Genomic DNA, 12095 nt, shown 5'->3' with positions numbered 1-12095 from the left:
CATGGTTGTTACCCTGATCCACCCAATCGCGATGGATGACGGTCTGCGTTTCGCAATCCGTGAAGGCGGCCGTACTGTAGGCGCTGGTGTTGTTGCTAAAGTTATCGCTTAATCGCTGATAAATTTAGGAATATAAAAGAGGGTGCTTAGGCACCCTTTTTTTTTGCCCGTTTTCAGCAGAAGTGACAATGTAAATTTCTACAAACAGAATTGAAATAAAAACGATTCTCATTTACAGTTATGTGAATTGATTGAATATTGAGTTCCCGTATGTACGTGTGTTTGTGTAACGCAGTCACTGATAAAGTGATCCGCAAAGTCGTTCAACAGCATCAGCCACAAACGATGAAAGAGCTTCGCCAACTTTGCCCGATTGGGACTGACTGTGGTAAATGCATCAGACAAGCCAGGGAGATCTTGGTAGAGGAGCAAGATAACGCCACTTACATCATCGAGGTCGCCTGATAATTAGTAGGGGTATTTCTTTCACTCTTTGCTAAGTGGTTCTACACTCTTAGAACCTATAGCGGAGGGGATTCCTATGAAAGGCGATACCAAAATGATTTCGCACCTCAACAAGTTGCTTGGAAACGAGCTTGTTGCCATCAATCAGTATTTTCTTCACGCCAGAATGTTCAAGAACTGGGGTTTAATGCGACTTAACGGCATTGAATACCATGAATCCATCGATGAAATGAAACACGCCGATATCTACATCGAGCGTATCCTGTTCCTTGAGGGCATTCCCAATCTGCAAGATCTCGGCAAGCTTAATATCGGTGAAGACGTTGAGGAGATGCTCAAGTCTGATCTGGTGCTTGAACTCGACGGTGCCAAAGATTTACGTGAGGCCATTGCCTATGCCGATTCCATTCATGACTATGTAAGCCGCGACCTGATGATTACTATTTTGGCCGATGAAGAGCACCACATAGACTGGATAGAAACCGAGGTTGACCTGATAGGACGCGTGGGTATTCAAAATTACATTCAGACCCAGATTAAAGAAGAATCAGCAAAAGCGTCCCACTAGTCTCTCTTTACTTAATCGTTACGCAGACCATGCATAAGGGATCAGCCAGGCTGCATACTCGCTGGCTGATATAAAACTCCCCTTAGCCTTTCTCAACAGCACCTCCTCAAGCCGAAAAATCCCAGTGCCAACATCGCTATTCTCACTGTCGGCGCAGATATCGCCCCCAAGGGAAAATACTCCAACCCAATTCAGCTACTTCAGGCCGCCATTTGTAAAACTCCCGTAGCTGCGGTCATAGATGCCGTTTATCAACCTGTGTCACTCTCGCGAGAAGGGCAGGGTGTACGAAATAAACGCACTTTATTGTCAGGAGGGGTTGCTATGTTTGGTGAGTTACGTATAATGCGCGGGCTTACCTAATCTTGGTAAGCCTAATTCGATATGAATTAGTTGTCAGACAAAATAACCGTCTGGCAAACAATACTCCCGATATGGGGGTTATGTGAAGAACGATTACACTCTCCCATCAATCGAAATGGGACCGAGGAGTAATCATTTTACGTTTAAAATAATTGGAGCTCTGGTCTCATGCAGAACCAAAGAATCCGTATCCGCCTGAAAGCGTTTGATCATCGTTTGATCGATCAATCAACTGCGGAAATCGTTGAGACCGCGAAGCGCACTGGTGCGCAAGTTCGTGGTCCAATCCCGCTGCCGACCCGCAAAGAGCGCTTTACCATTCTGATTTCTCCGCACGTCAATAAAGATGCGCGCGATCAGTATGAGATTCGCACTCACAAGCGTCTGGTTGACATCGTTGAGCCAACCGAGAAAACCGTTGATGCTCTGATGCGTCTGGATCTGGCTGCTGGTGTAGACGTGCAGATCAGCCTGGGTTAATCAGGGTCATTGAGCGATTGAGAGGTTGAAACAATGATTGGTTTAGTCGGTAAGAAAGTGGGTATGACTCGCATCTTCACAGAAGATGGTGTTTCTATCCCTGTAACCGTTATCGAAATTGAAGCAAACCGCGTTACTCAGATCAAAGATCTGGAAAACGACGGTTACCGCGCTGTCCAAGTTACTACTGGTAGCAAAAAAGCTAACCGTGTAACCAAACCAGAAGCGGGTCACTTCGCTAAAGCTGGCGTAGAAGCTGGCCGTGGTCTGTGGGAGTTCCGCCTTGCAGAAGGTGAAGAGTTCACTGCAGGTCAAGACATTAGCGTTGAAATTTTCGCAGACGTTAAGAAAGTAGACGTTACTGGTACATCTAAAGGTAAAGGTTTCGCGGGTACTGTTAAACGCTGGAACTTCCGTACTCAAGATGCTACTCACGGTAACTCCTTGTCACACCGCGTTCCGGGTTCTATCGGTCAGAACCAGACTCCGGGCAAAGTGTTCAAAGGCAAGAAAATGGCAGGCCAACTGGGTAACGAGCGTGTAACCGTTCAAAGCCTGGACGTAGTACGTGTTGACGCTGAGCGCAACCTGCTGCTGGTCAAGGGTGCTGTTCCGGGTGCTACCGGTGGCAACCTGATCGTTAAACCTGCTGTTAAGGCTTAACGTCGAGGAGATAGGAATGGAATTAGTAGTGAAAGACGCGCAGAGCGCGCTGACTGTTTCCGAAACTACCTTCGGGCGTGATTTCAATGAAGCGCTGGTACACCAGGTTGTTGTTGCGTATGCAGCAGGTGCCCGTCAAGGTACTCGCGCTCAGAAGACCCGTGCTGAAGTAACTGGTTCTGGAAAGAAACCATGGCGCCAGAAAGGTACCGGCCGTGCGCGTTCAGGTTCTGTTAAGAGCCCGATCTGGCGTTCAGGTGGTGTGACCTTCGCTGCGAAGCCACAGGACCACAGTCAAAAAGTAAACAAAAAGATGTACCGCGGCGCGCTGAAAAGCATCCTGTCCGAACTGGTACGTCAAGATCGTTTGATCGTTGTCGAGAAGTTCTCTGTAGAAGCGCCTAAAACTAAGCTGCTGGCACAGAAACTGAAAGACATGGCTCTGGAAGACGTGCTGATTGTAACCGGCGAAGTCGACGAGAATCTGTTCCTGGCCGCACGTAACCTGTACAAGGTTGACGTTCGCGATGTAGCAGGTATCGATCCAGTAAGCCTGATCGCCTTCGACAAAGTGGTTATGACTGCTGACGCAGTTAAGCAAGTTGAGGAGATGCTGGCATGATTCGTGAAGAACGTCTGCTGAAAGTGCTGCGCGCGCCGCACGTTTCTGAAAAAGCATCCGCTGCGATGGAAAAGAACAACACCATCGTACTCAAAGTTGCCCTCGACGCGACCAAAGCAGAAATCAAAGCTGCGGTTAAGAAACTGTTTGAAGTCGAAGTCGAAGACGTTAACACCTTGCTGGTTAAAGGCAAGTCTAAACGTCACGGTCAGCGTGTTGGTCGTCGTAGCGACTGGAAAAAAGCTTACGTGACCCTGAAAGAAGGCCAGAATCTGGACTTCATCAGCGGCGCAGAGTAAGTCGGAGGAGTAAGAACAATGGCAATTGTTAAATGTAAACCTACATCTCCGGGTCGTCGCCACGTTGTTAAAGTGGTTAACCCTGAGCTGCACAAGGGTAAACCTTTTGCTCCGCTGCTTGAGAAATTGAGCAAAAGCGGTGGCCGTAACAACAATGGCCGTATCACCACCCGTCATATCGGTGGTGGCCACAAGCAACACTATCGTCTGGTTGACTTCAAACGCAACAAAGACGGTGTCGCTGCAGTGGTTGAGCGTCTGGAGTACGATCCGAACCGTTCCGCGAACATCGCGCTGGTTCTGTACAAAGACGGCGAACGCCGTTACATCCTGGCGCCGAAAGGCCTGAAAGTGGGTGACCAGATCCAATCTGGCGTTGATGCTGCAATCAAAGTGGGTAACACCCTTCCGATGCGCAACATCCCAGTAGGTTCAACGGTTCACAACGTAGAAATGAAACCAGGTAAAGGCGGCCAGCTGGCTCGTTCTGCTGGTGCCTACGTTCAGATCGTTGCTCGTGATGGTTCCTACGTAACTCTGCGTCTGCGCTCTGGCGAAATGCGTAAAGTTCAGATCGACTGCCGCGCCACCATGGGTGAAGTTGGTAACTCTGAACATATGCTTCGCGTTCTGGGTAAAGCAGGTGCTGCACGTTGGCGTGGTATTCGTCCTACCGTTCGCGGTACTGCGATGAACCCAGTCGATCACCCACACGGTGGTGGTGAAGGTCGTAACTTTGGTAAACACCCAGTAACACCATGGGGCGTTCAGACCAAAGGTAAGAAGACCCGTAGCAACAAGCGTACTGACAAGTTCATCGTACGTCGCCGTAGCAAAAAATAATTAGAGGATAAGCCATGCCACGTTCTCTCAAGAAAGGTCCTTTTATTGACCTGCACTTGCTGAAGAAGGTAGAGAAAGCGGTGGAAAGCGGTGACAAGAAGCCTTTGCGCACTTGGTCCCGTCGTTCAACGATCTTTCCTAACATGATCGGTTTGACCATCGCTGTCCATAATGGTCGTCAGCACGTACCAGTGTTTGTTTCCGATGAAATGGTCGGTCACAAGCTGGGTGAATTCGCGCCGACTCGTACTTATCGCGGCCATGCGGCTGATAAAAAAGCTAAAAAGCGCTAAGGTAGGAGGAAGAGATGGAAACTATCGCTAAACATCGCCACGCTCGTTCTTCTGCTCAGAAGGTTCGCCTTGTTGCAGACCTGATCCGCGGTAAGAAAGTGTCGCAAGCTCTGGAAACTCTGGCCTACACCAACAAGAAAGCTGCTGGTCTGGTTAAGAAGGTACTGGAGTCTGCCATTGCTAACGCAGAACACAACGATGGCGCTGACATCGATGATCTGAAAGTCACGAAAATTTTCGTAGACGAAGGCCCAAGCATGAAGCGCATTATGCCGCGTGCTAAAGGTCGTGCAGATCGCATTCTGAAGCGCACCAGCCACATTACTGTGGTTGTGTCCGATCGCTGAGACTCTGGAGACTAGCAATGGGTCAGAAAGTACATCCTAATGGTATTCGCCTAGGTATTGTCAAACCTTGGAATTCTACCTGGTACGCGAATACCAAAGAATTCGCTGACAACCTGGACAGCGACTTTAAAGTTCGTCAGTTCTTGACTAAAGAACTGTCGAAAGCTTCCGTTTCTCGCATCGTTATCGAGCGTCCAGCGAAGAGCATCCGTGTGACTATTCACACCGCTCGTCCTGGCATCGTTATCGGCAAGAAAGGTGAAGATGTCGAAAAACTGCGTAAGGTCGTAGCGGATATCGCTGGCGTTCCTGCACAGATTAACATCGCCGAAATCCGTAAACCGGAACTCGACGCTAAATTGGTTGCTGACAGCATCACTTCACAGCTGGAACGTCGCGTTATGTTCCGTCGTGCAATGAAGCGTGCTGTACAGAACGCAATGCGTCTTGGCGCTAAAGGTATCAAAGTTGAAGTAAGCGGCCGTCTTGGCGGTGCTGAAATCGCGCGTACCGAATGGTACCGTGAAGGTCGTGTTCCACTGCATACTCTGCGTGCGGATATCGATTACAACACATCTGAAGCGCACACCACTTATGGTGTAATCGGCGTTAAGGTATGGATCTTCAAAGGTGAGATCCTGGGTGGTATGGCTGCAGTTGAACAACCGGAACCGGCTGCTCAACCTAAAAAGCAGCAGCGTAAAGGCCGCAAGTAAGGAGAGTCGCTGATGTTACAACCAAAGCGTACAAAATTCCGTAAGGTGCACAAGGGCCGCAACCGTGGTCTTGCGCAAGGTACGGATGTGAGCTTCGGCACTTACGGTCTGAAAGCTGTTGGCCGTGGTCGCCTGACTGCTCGTCAAATTGAAGCAGCACGTCGTGCGATGACCCGTGCAGTTAAGCGTCAAGGTAAGATTTGGATCCGTGTATTCCCGGACAAACCAATCACCGAGAAGCCACTTGAAGTTCGTATGGGTAAAGGTAAGGGTAACGTGGAGTATTGGGTTGCCCTGATCCAGCCTGGTAAAGTCCTGTACGAAATGGACGGTGTGCCTGAAGAGCTGGCGCGTGAAGCATTCCAGCTTGCAGCAGCGAAACTGCCTATTAAAACCACCTTTGTAACTAAGACGGTGATGTAATGAAAGCAAAAGAGCTGCGTGAAAAGAGCGTGGAAGAGCTGAACACTGAGCTTCTGAACCTGTTGCGTGAGCAGTTCAACCTGCGCATGCAAACGGCCAGCGGCCAGCTGCAGCAAACACACACGTTGAAGCAAGTGCGTCGTGACGTAGCACGTGTGAAGACTTTACTGACTGAGAAGGCGGGCGCGTAATGAGTGACAAGATCCGTACTCTGCAAGGTCGTGTGATCAGTGACAAGATGGAAAAATCTATCGTTGTTGCGATTGAGCGTTTCGTGAAACACCCAATCTACGGTAAATTCATCAAGCGTACGACTAAGCTGCACGTACATGACGAGAACAACGAATGCGGTATCGGCGACGTCGTTGAAATTAGCGAATGCCGTCCGCTGTCTAAGACTAAGTCTTGGACACTGGTTCGCGTTGTAGAGAAAGCAATTCTGTAATAGAATCGCAAACTCGAAAATGAATAAGCGGCTCATGGAGACCTGGGCCGTTTATTTTTTCTACCCATAATGAGCAACCGGTGTTATAATGCCGCGCCCTCATTTGTGGGGATTTCTTAATGGCCTATATTCCTAGGTCTTAAAGTTGTAGTTGACATTAGCGGAGCACTAACATGATCCAAGAACAGACTATGCTGACCGTGGCCGACAACTCCGGTGCACGTCGCGTAATGTGTATCAAGGTTCTGGGTGGCTCGCACCGTCGCTACGCAGGCGTTGGCGATATCATCAAAATTACCATCAAGGAAGCAATTCCTCGCGGTAAGGTGAAGAAAGGCGACGTGCTGAAGGCGGTAGTGGTGCGCACCAAGAAGGGTGTTCGTCGCCCGGACGGTTCTGTCATTCGCTTCGATGGCAATGCATGCGTTATTTTAAATAATAACAGCGAGCAGCCAATCGGCACGCGTATTTTTGGGCCGGTAACTCGTGAACTGCGTAATGAGAAGTTCATGAAAATTATCTCTCTGGCACCAGAAGTACTCTAAGGAGCGAACCATGGCAGCGAAAATCCGTCGTGATGACGAAGTTATCCTGCTTACCGGTAAAGATAAAGGTAAGCGTGGTAAAGTAAAAAATGTCCTGTCTTCTGGAAAGGTCATTGTTGAAGGTATCAACCTGGTTAAGAAACATCAGAAGCCTGTACCGGCCCTGAACCAACCAGGTGGCATCGTTGAAAAAGAAGCTGCTATTCAGGTTTCTAACGTTGCAATCTTCAACGCGGCAACCGGTAAGGCTGACCGTGTAGGCTTTAGATTCGAAGACGGTAAAAAAGTCCGTTTCTTCAAGTCTAACAGCGTAACTATCAAGTAATTTGGAGTAGTACGATGGCGAAACTGCATGATTACTACAAAGACGATGTCGTAAAGAAACTCATGTCTGAGTTTAATTACAATTCTGTCATGCAAGTCCCTCGGGTCGAGAAGATCACCCTGAACATGGGTGTTGGTGAAGCGATCGCTGACAAGAAACTGCTGGATAACGCAGCAGCTGACTTGGCAGCTATCTCCGGTCAAAAGCCGTTCATCACCAAAGCACGCAAATCAGTTGCAGGCTTCAAAATCCGTCAGGGCTATCCGATCGGCTGTAAAGTAACCCTGCGTGGCGAACGCATGTGGGAATTCTTTGAGCGTCTGATCTCTATTGCTGTACCGCGTATCCGTGACTTCCGTGGCTTGTCCGCTAAGTCATTCGATGGCCGTGGTAACTACAGCATGGGCGTGCGTGAACAGATCATCTTCCCGGAAATCGACTATGACAAAGTCGATCGCGTTCGTGGTTTGGATATTACCATCACCACTACTGCGAAATCCGATGATGAAGGCCGCGCTCTGCTGGCTGCCTTTAACTTCCCGTTCCGCAAGTAAGGTAGGGTTACTAATGGCTAAGCAATCCATGAAAGCACGCGAAGTCAAACGCGTGAAACTGGCTGACAAGTTCTTCGCTAAACGCGCTGAACTGAAAGCGACTATCTCTAACGTGAACGCTTCCGACGAAGATCGTTGGGATGCCGTTCTGAAGCTGCAGACTCTGCCGCGTGATTCCAGCCCGTCTCGTCAGCGTAACCGCTGCCGTCAAACTGGTCGTCCGCACGCTTTCTTGCGGAAGTTCGGGTTGAGCCGTATTAAGGTCCGTGAAGCCGCTATGCGCGGTGAAATTCCGGGTCTTAAAAAGGCTAGCTGGTAATTGTCACCAATTGAATCACGGGAGTAATGACAGATGAGCATGCAAGATCCGATCGCGGATATGCTGACCCGTATCCGTAACGGTCAGGCCGCGAACAAAGTTGCGGTCACCATGCCTTCCTCTAAGCTGAAAGTGGCAATTGCCAACGTGCTTAAAGAAGAAGGCTATATTGAAGAATTTAAAATCGAAGGCGACGCCAAACCTGAACTGGAATTAGTACTGAAGTACTTCCAGGGCAAGGCTGTGGTAGAGAGCATTCAACGTATCAGCCGTCCTGGTCTGCGCATCTACAAGAAAAAAGATGAGCTGCCAAAGGTAATGGCCGGTTTGGGTATCGCTGTTATTTCTACCTCTAAAGGTGTTATGACTGATCGTGCAGCTCGCCAGGCTGGTCTTGGTGGCGAGATTATCTGCTACGTAGCTTAATCGGGAGGAAAGCATGTCTCGTGTTGCAAAAGCACCCGTCGTCATTCCTGCCGGCGTAGAGGTAAAACTCAACGGTCAGGTTATTACGATTAAGGGTAAAAACGGCGAGCTGTCACGTACTATCCATGACGCCGTTGAAGTTAAACAGGAAGAAAACGCACTGACCTTCGCTCCGCGCGACGGTTTTGCAAACGCATGGGCCCAAGCGGGTACCACTCGTGCACTGTTGAACGCAATGGTTGTAGGTGTTACCGACGGCTTCACTAAAAAGCTTCAACTGGTTGGTGTTGGTTATCGTGCTGCCATTAAAGGCAACGCGGTGAGTTTGGCCCTGGGCTTCTCTCACCCGGTCGAGCACCAGCTGCCGGCAGGCATTACTGCAGAATGTCCAACTCAAACTGAAATCGTGCTGAAAGGCGCTGATAAGCAGGTGATTGGTCAGGTTGCTGCAGACTTACGTGCCTACCGTCGTCCTGAGCCTTATAAAGGCAAAGGTGTCCGTTACGCCGACGAAGTCGTGCGTACCAAAGAGGCTAAGAAGAAGTAAGGTAACACTATGGATAAGAAATCTGCTCGTATCCGTCGTGCGACCCGCGCACGCCGCAAGCTCAAAGAACTGGGTGCGACACGTCTGGTGGTACATCGTACCCCGCGTCATATTTACGCACAGGTGATTGCACCTAACGGTTCTGAAGTAATTGCATCTGCTTCTACAGTAGAAAAAGCTATTACTGAGCAATTGAAGTATACCGGTAACAAAGATGCTGCGACTGCTGTAGGTAAAGCTATTGCTGAACGCGCATTGGAAAAAGGGATTTCGAAAGTTTCCTTTGACCGTTCTGGTTTCCAATATCATGGTCGAGTCCAGGCACTGGCAGATGCTGCCCGTGAAGCTGGCCTTCAGTTCTAAGGTAGAGGTGTAAGATGTCACACATCGAAAAACAAGCTGGCGAACTGCAGGAAAAGCTGATCGCGGTAAACCGCGTATCCAAAACCGTAAAAGGTGGCCGTATTTTCAGCTTTACCGCACTGACAGTAGTTGGTGATGGTAACGGTCGCGTTGGTTTTGGCTACGGCAAAGCACGCGAAGTTCCGGCAGCGATCCAGAAAGCGATGGAGAAAGCCCGTCGCAACATGTTGAATGTCGCGCTGAACAGCGGCACCCTGCAGCACCCTGTTAAAGGTGCTCACACGGGTTCTCGCGTGTTCATGCAGCCGGCTTCCGAAGGTACCGGTATTATCGCCGGTGGTGCAATGCGCGCCGTCCTGGAAGTCGCAGGGGTACACAACGTATTAGCCAAAGCTTATGGTTCTACTAACCCGATTAACGTGGTTCGTGCAACTATCGCAGCTCTGGAAGATATGAAGTCCCCCGAAATGGTCGCTGCCAAGCGTGGTAAGTCCGTCGAAGAAATTCTAGGGAAATAACCATGGCAAAGACTATTAAAGTAACTCAAACAAAAAGCAGCATCGGTCGTTTGCCGAAACACAAGCAAACTCTGACTGGTTTAGGTCTGCGTCGTATTGGTCACACCGTAGAGCGCGAGGATACTCCTGCTGTACGCGGTATGATCAATCTTGTTTCCTACATGGTTAAGGTTGAGGAGTAAGAGATGCGTTTAAATACTCTGTCTCCGGCTGATGGTGCCAAGCAAGCGCCTAGGCGTGTAGGTCGTGGTATTGGTTCTGGCCTGGGTAAAACCGGCGGCCGTGGTCACAAAGGTCAGAACTCACGTTCTGGCGGTGGCGTACGTCGCGGGTTTGAAGGTGGTCAGATGCCTTTATATCGTCGTTTGCCGAAATTCGGCTTCACCTCTCGCAAAGCTATGATCACGGCAGAAGTTCGTCTGTCTGAACTGGCTCTGATCGAAGGCGACGTTATCGACCTGAACACGCTGAAAGCCGCTAACGTAGTTGGTATCCAGATCGAATTCGTGAAAGTAATCCTTTCAGGCGAAGTCGCTCGTCCGGTTACCGTACGTGGTCTGCGTGTCACCAAAGGCGCTCGTGCTGCTATCGAAGCTGCTGGCGGTAAAATAGAGGAATAAGTAGCAGATGGCAAAGCAACCGGGATTAGATTTTCAAAGTGCTAAAGGTGGACTTGGCGAGCTGAAGCGCAGACTTTTGTTTGTTATCGGTGCGCTAATCGTTTTCCGTATCGGCTCTTTTATTCCGATCCCTGGTATTGATGCCGCTGTACTTGCTAAATTGCTCGAGCAGCAAAGAGGCACCATCATTGAAATGTTTAACATGTTCTCTGGTGGTGCTCTCAGCCGTGCTTCGATCTTTGCTCTGGGGATCATGCCGTATATTTCGGCATCGATTATTATCCAGCTGTTAACGGTGGTTCATCCAGCGCTGGCAGAAATTAAGAAAGAAGGGGAGGCTGGCCGTCGTAAGATTAGCCAGTACACCCGCTACGGTACGCTGGTTTTGGCCGTATTCCAGTCGATCGGTATTGCTACCGGTTTACCGAATATGCCTGGTATGCAAGGTCTGGTATTAAACCCAGGCCTTTCATTCTACTTTACTGCAGTCGTGAGCCTGGTTACCGGGACAATGTTCCTGATGTGGCTAGGTGAGCAGATTACTGAGCGTGGTATCGGTAACGGTATTTCGATTATAATCTTTGCTGGTATCGTAGCGGGTCTCCCGCCAGCCGTTGGTCATACTATCGAACAAGCTAGACAAGGCGACCTGCACTTCCTCCTGTTGCTGTTGGTTGCAGTCTTAGTGTTTGCAGTGACGTTCTTTGTTGTGTTTATGGAACGTGGTCAACGTCGTATCGTCGTTAACTATGCCAAACGTCAACAAGGTCGTCGTGTTTATGCAGCACAGAGCACACACTTACCGTTGAAAGTAAACATGGCGGGCGTAATACCTGCTATCTTTGCTTCCAGCATCATTCTGTTCCCGGCCACGATAGCATCATGGTTCGGTGGCGGAACCGGTTGGAACTGGCTGACAACAATTTCGCTGTATTTGCAGCCTGGGCAACCGCTTTATGTGTTACTCTATGCTACTGCAATCATCTTCTTCTGTTTCTTTTATACTGCGTTGGTTTTCAACCCGCGTGAGACAGCAGATAACCTGAAGAAGTCCGGTGCATTTGTACCAGGAATTCGTCCGGGAGAGCAAACGGCGAAGTATATTGATAAAGTAATGACCCGCCTGACCTTGGTTGGTGCGTTGTATATTACTTTCATCTGCCTTATCCCGGAGTTCATGCGTGATGCAATGAAAGTTCCATTCTACTTTGGCGGTACATCACTGCTCATCGTAGTGGTCGTCATCATGGACTTTATGGCTCAAGTGCAAACTCTGATGATGTCAAGTCAGTATGAGTCTGCGCTGAAGAAAGCAAACCTGAAAGGCTATAATCGCTAATCTGGTGAGTTT

General features: G+C 49.3%; 25 protein-coding genes. All 25 read left to right on the top strand.

Annotated elements, in window-relative coordinates:
- On the top strand, positions 1 to 112 hold a 112-nt coding region (locus BS640_RS21090; protein ID WP_072269979.1), incomplete at its 5' end, for an EF-Tu C-terminal domain-related protein.
- Positions 113 to 270: 158 nt separating this feature from the next.
- Positions 271 to 465, top strand: a complete 195-nt coding sequence (gene bfd / locus BS640_RS21085; protein ID WP_017493961.1) for a bacterioferritin-associated ferredoxin — start codon at positions 271 to 273, stop codon at positions 463 to 465.
- Between the two features lie 76 nt (positions 466 to 541).
- On the top strand, positions 542 to 1033 hold the full coding sequence (gene bfr, locus BS640_RS21080; protein ID WP_017493962.1) for a bacterioferritin: 492 nt from the start codon (positions 542 to 544) through the stop codon (positions 1031 to 1033).
- A gap of 531 nt (positions 1034 to 1564) precedes the next feature.
- A complete protein-coding gene (gene rpsJ / locus BS640_RS21075) occupies positions 1565 to 1876 on the top strand; it encodes a 30S ribosomal protein S10 (RefSeq protein WP_009639175.1) in 312 nt (103 codons plus the stop codon).
- A 33-nt stretch (positions 1877 to 1909) separates the two neighbouring features.
- Positions 1910 to 2539: a 50S ribosomal protein L3 gene (rplC, locus tag BS640_RS21070; RefSeq protein ID WP_017493963.1), complete on the top strand. Its 630-nt coding sequence runs from the start codon at positions 1910 to 1912 to the stop codon at positions 2537 to 2539.
- A gap of 16 nt (positions 2540 to 2555) precedes the next feature.
- On the top strand, positions 2556 to 3161 hold the full coding sequence (gene rplD, locus BS640_RS21065) for a 50S ribosomal protein L4 (RefSeq protein ID WP_017493964.1): 606 nt from the start codon (positions 2556 to 2558) through the stop codon (positions 3159 to 3161).
- Positions 3158 to 3460 (top strand): 50S ribosomal protein L23, encoded by a 303-nt coding sequence (gene rplW, locus BS640_RS21060; RefSeq protein ID WP_009639178.1) that lies wholly within the window; start codon positions 3158 to 3160, stop codon positions 3458 to 3460. Before rplD ends, rplW begins: the two co-directional genes overlap by 4 nt.
- An 18-nt stretch (positions 3461 to 3478) precedes the next feature.
- Positions 3479 to 4303, top strand: coding sequence for a 50S ribosomal protein L2 (rplB, locus tag BS640_RS21055; RefSeq protein ID WP_017493965.1), 825 nt, complete (start codon positions 3479 to 3481; stop codon positions 4301 to 4303).
- Positions 4304 to 4317: 14 nt separating this feature from the next.
- On the top strand, positions 4318 to 4596 hold the full coding sequence (gene rpsS, locus BS640_RS21050; RefSeq protein WP_004929772.1) for a 30S ribosomal protein S19: 279 nt from the start codon (positions 4318 to 4320) through the stop codon (positions 4594 to 4596).
- A 14-nt stretch (positions 4597 to 4610) separates the two neighbouring features.
- Positions 4611 to 4943, top strand: a complete 333-nt coding sequence (gene rplV, locus BS640_RS21045; RefSeq protein WP_004391423.1) for a 50S ribosomal protein L22 — start codon at positions 4611 to 4613, stop codon at positions 4941 to 4943.
- A 17-nt stretch (positions 4944 to 4960) separates the two neighbouring features.
- Positions 4961 to 5659: a 30S ribosomal protein S3 gene (rpsC, locus tag BS640_RS21040; protein WP_017493966.1), complete on the top strand. Its 699-nt coding sequence runs from the start codon at positions 4961 to 4963 to the stop codon at positions 5657 to 5659.
- A gap of 12 nt (positions 5660 to 5671) precedes the next feature.
- Complete coding sequence (rplP, locus tag BS640_RS21035) at positions 5672 to 6082, top strand: 50S ribosomal protein L16 (protein WP_009639183.1); 411 nt, start codon at positions 5672 to 5674, stop codon at positions 6080 to 6082.
- A complete protein-coding gene (rpmC, locus tag BS640_RS21030) occupies positions 6082 to 6273 on the top strand; it encodes a 50S ribosomal protein L29 (protein ID WP_017493967.1) in 192 nt (63 codons plus the stop codon). Before rplP ends, rpmC begins: the two co-directional genes overlap by 1 nt.
- Positions 6273 to 6527 carry a 30S ribosomal protein S17 gene (gene rpsQ / locus BS640_RS21025; protein WP_009639185.1) on the top strand — a complete coding sequence of 85 codons (255 nt, stop codon included), beginning with the start codon at positions 6273 to 6275 and terminating at the stop codon, positions 6525 to 6527. Before rpmC ends, rpsQ begins: the two co-directional genes overlap by 1 nt.
- A gap of 173 nt (positions 6528 to 6700) precedes the next feature.
- On the top strand, positions 6701 to 7072 hold the full coding sequence (rplN, locus tag BS640_RS21020) for a 50S ribosomal protein L14 (protein ID WP_008457164.1): 372 nt from the start codon (positions 6701 to 6703) through the stop codon (positions 7070 to 7072).
- 10 nt (positions 7073 to 7082) lie between these two features.
- Positions 7083 to 7397, top strand: coding sequence for a 50S ribosomal protein L24 (rplX, locus tag BS640_RS21015; protein WP_017493968.1), 315 nt, complete (start codon positions 7083 to 7085; stop codon positions 7395 to 7397).
- A 14-nt stretch (positions 7398 to 7411) separates the two neighbouring features.
- Positions 7412 to 7951, top strand: a complete 540-nt coding sequence (gene rplE, locus BS640_RS21010) for a 50S ribosomal protein L5 (RefSeq protein ID WP_017493969.1) — start codon at positions 7412 to 7414, stop codon at positions 7949 to 7951.
- Positions 7952 to 7964: 13 nt separating this feature from the next.
- Positions 7965 to 8270, top strand: coding sequence for a 30S ribosomal protein S14 (rpsN, locus tag BS640_RS21005; protein WP_017493970.1), 306 nt, complete (start codon positions 7965 to 7967; stop codon positions 8268 to 8270).
- 33 nt (positions 8271 to 8303) lie between these two features.
- The gene (gene rpsH, locus BS640_RS21000) at positions 8304 to 8696 is read left to right on the top strand and encodes a 30S ribosomal protein S8 (protein ID WP_017493971.1); all 393 of its coding nucleotides are present in this window, start codon (positions 8304 to 8306) and stop codon (positions 8694 to 8696) included.
- 13 nt (positions 8697 to 8709) lie between these two features.
- Positions 8710 to 9243, top strand: coding sequence for a 50S ribosomal protein L6 (gene rplF, locus BS640_RS20995; RefSeq protein WP_017493972.1), 534 nt, complete (start codon positions 8710 to 8712; stop codon positions 9241 to 9243).
- Between the two features lie 9 nt (positions 9244 to 9252).
- Complete coding sequence (gene rplR / locus BS640_RS20990; RefSeq protein WP_017493973.1) at positions 9253 to 9606, top strand: 50S ribosomal protein L18; 354 nt, start codon at positions 9253 to 9255, stop codon at positions 9604 to 9606.
- Between the two features lie 14 nt (positions 9607 to 9620).
- Positions 9621 to 10124, top strand: a complete 504-nt coding sequence (gene rpsE / locus BS640_RS20985) for a 30S ribosomal protein S5 (RefSeq protein WP_009639192.1) — start codon at positions 9621 to 9623, stop codon at positions 10122 to 10124.
- A 2-nt stretch (positions 10125 to 10126) separates the two neighbouring features.
- On the top strand, positions 10127 to 10306 hold the full coding sequence (gene rpmD, locus BS640_RS20980; RefSeq protein ID WP_017493974.1) for a 50S ribosomal protein L30: 180 nt from the start codon (positions 10127 to 10129) through the stop codon (positions 10304 to 10306).
- 3 nt (positions 10307 to 10309) lie between these two features.
- On the top strand, positions 10310 to 10744 hold the full coding sequence (rplO, locus tag BS640_RS20975) for a 50S ribosomal protein L15 (RefSeq protein WP_017493975.1): 435 nt from the start codon (positions 10310 to 10312) through the stop codon (positions 10742 to 10744).
- Positions 10745 to 10751: 7 nt separating this feature from the next.
- Positions 10752 to 12083: a preprotein translocase subunit SecY gene (gene secY / locus BS640_RS20970; protein WP_084913269.1), complete on the top strand. Its 1332-nt coding sequence runs from the start codon at positions 10752 to 10754 to the stop codon at positions 12081 to 12083.
- The last annotated feature ends 12 nt before the right edge of the window (positions 12084 to 12095 follow it).

Source organism: Rouxiella badensis (assembly GCF_002093665.1).
Lineage (GTDB): Bacteria > Pseudomonadota > Gammaproteobacteria > Enterobacterales > Enterobacteriaceae > Rouxiella > Rouxiella badensis.
Note: the sequence above shows the minus strand (reverse complement) of the source record. Positions and strands in the feature narration are given on the sequence as shown.

Coding starts and splice junctions, on each gene's coding strand:
- bfd (WP_017493961.1), top strand. CDS start 271: ATGTACGTGTGTTTGTGTAACGCAGTCACTGATAAAGTGATCCGCAAA.
- bfr (WP_017493962.1), top strand. CDS start 542: ATGAAAGGCGATACCAAAATGATTTCGCACCTCAACAAGTTGCTTGGA.
- rpsJ (WP_009639175.1), top strand. CDS start 1,565: ATGCAGAACCAAAGAATCCGTATCCGCCTGAAAGCGTTTGATCATCGT.
- rplC (WP_017493963.1), top strand. CDS start 1,910: ATGATTGGTTTAGTCGGTAAGAAAGTGGGTATGACTCGCATCTTCACA.
- rplD (WP_017493964.1), top strand. CDS start 2,556: ATGGAATTAGTAGTGAAAGACGCGCAGAGCGCGCTGACTGTTTCCGAA.
- rplW (WP_009639178.1), top strand. CDS start 3,158: ATGATTCGTGAAGAACGTCTGCTGAAAGTGCTGCGCGCGCCGCACGTT.
- rplB (WP_017493965.1), top strand. CDS start 3,479: ATGGCAATTGTTAAATGTAAACCTACATCTCCGGGTCGTCGCCACGTT.
- rpsS (WP_004929772.1), top strand. CDS start 4,318: ATGCCACGTTCTCTCAAGAAAGGTCCTTTTATTGACCTGCACTTGCTG.
- rplV (WP_004391423.1), top strand. CDS start 4,611: ATGGAAACTATCGCTAAACATCGCCACGCTCGTTCTTCTGCTCAGAAG.
- rpsC (WP_017493966.1), top strand. CDS start 4,961: ATGGGTCAGAAAGTACATCCTAATGGTATTCGCCTAGGTATTGTCAAA.
- rplP (WP_009639183.1), top strand. CDS start 5,672: ATGTTACAACCAAAGCGTACAAAATTCCGTAAGGTGCACAAGGGCCGC.
- rpmC (WP_017493967.1), top strand. CDS start 6,082: ATGAAAGCAAAAGAGCTGCGTGAAAAGAGCGTGGAAGAGCTGAACACT.
- rpsQ (WP_009639185.1), top strand. CDS start 6,273: ATGAGTGACAAGATCCGTACTCTGCAAGGTCGTGTGATCAGTGACAAG.
- rplN (WP_008457164.1), top strand. CDS start 6,701: ATGATCCAAGAACAGACTATGCTGACCGTGGCCGACAACTCCGGTGCA.
- rplX (WP_017493968.1), top strand. CDS start 7,083: ATGGCAGCGAAAATCCGTCGTGATGACGAAGTTATCCTGCTTACCGGT.
- rplE (WP_017493969.1), top strand. CDS start 7,412: ATGGCGAAACTGCATGATTACTACAAAGACGATGTCGTAAAGAAACTC.
- rpsN (WP_017493970.1), top strand. CDS start 7,965: ATGGCTAAGCAATCCATGAAAGCACGCGAAGTCAAACGCGTGAAACTG.
- rpsH (WP_017493971.1), top strand. CDS start 8,304: ATGAGCATGCAAGATCCGATCGCGGATATGCTGACCCGTATCCGTAAC.
- rplF (WP_017493972.1), top strand. CDS start 8,710: ATGTCTCGTGTTGCAAAAGCACCCGTCGTCATTCCTGCCGGCGTAGAG.
- rplR (WP_017493973.1), top strand. CDS start 9,253: ATGGATAAGAAATCTGCTCGTATCCGTCGTGCGACCCGCGCACGCCGC.
- rpsE (WP_009639192.1), top strand. CDS start 9,621: ATGTCACACATCGAAAAACAAGCTGGCGAACTGCAGGAAAAGCTGATC.
- rpmD (WP_017493974.1), top strand. CDS start 10,127: ATGGCAAAGACTATTAAAGTAACTCAAACAAAAAGCAGCATCGGTCGT.
- rplO (WP_017493975.1), top strand. CDS start 10,310: ATGCGTTTAAATACTCTGTCTCCGGCTGATGGTGCCAAGCAAGCGCCT.
- secY (WP_084913269.1), top strand. CDS start 10,752: ATGGCAAAGCAACCGGGATTAGATTTTCAAAGTGCTAAAGGTGGACTT.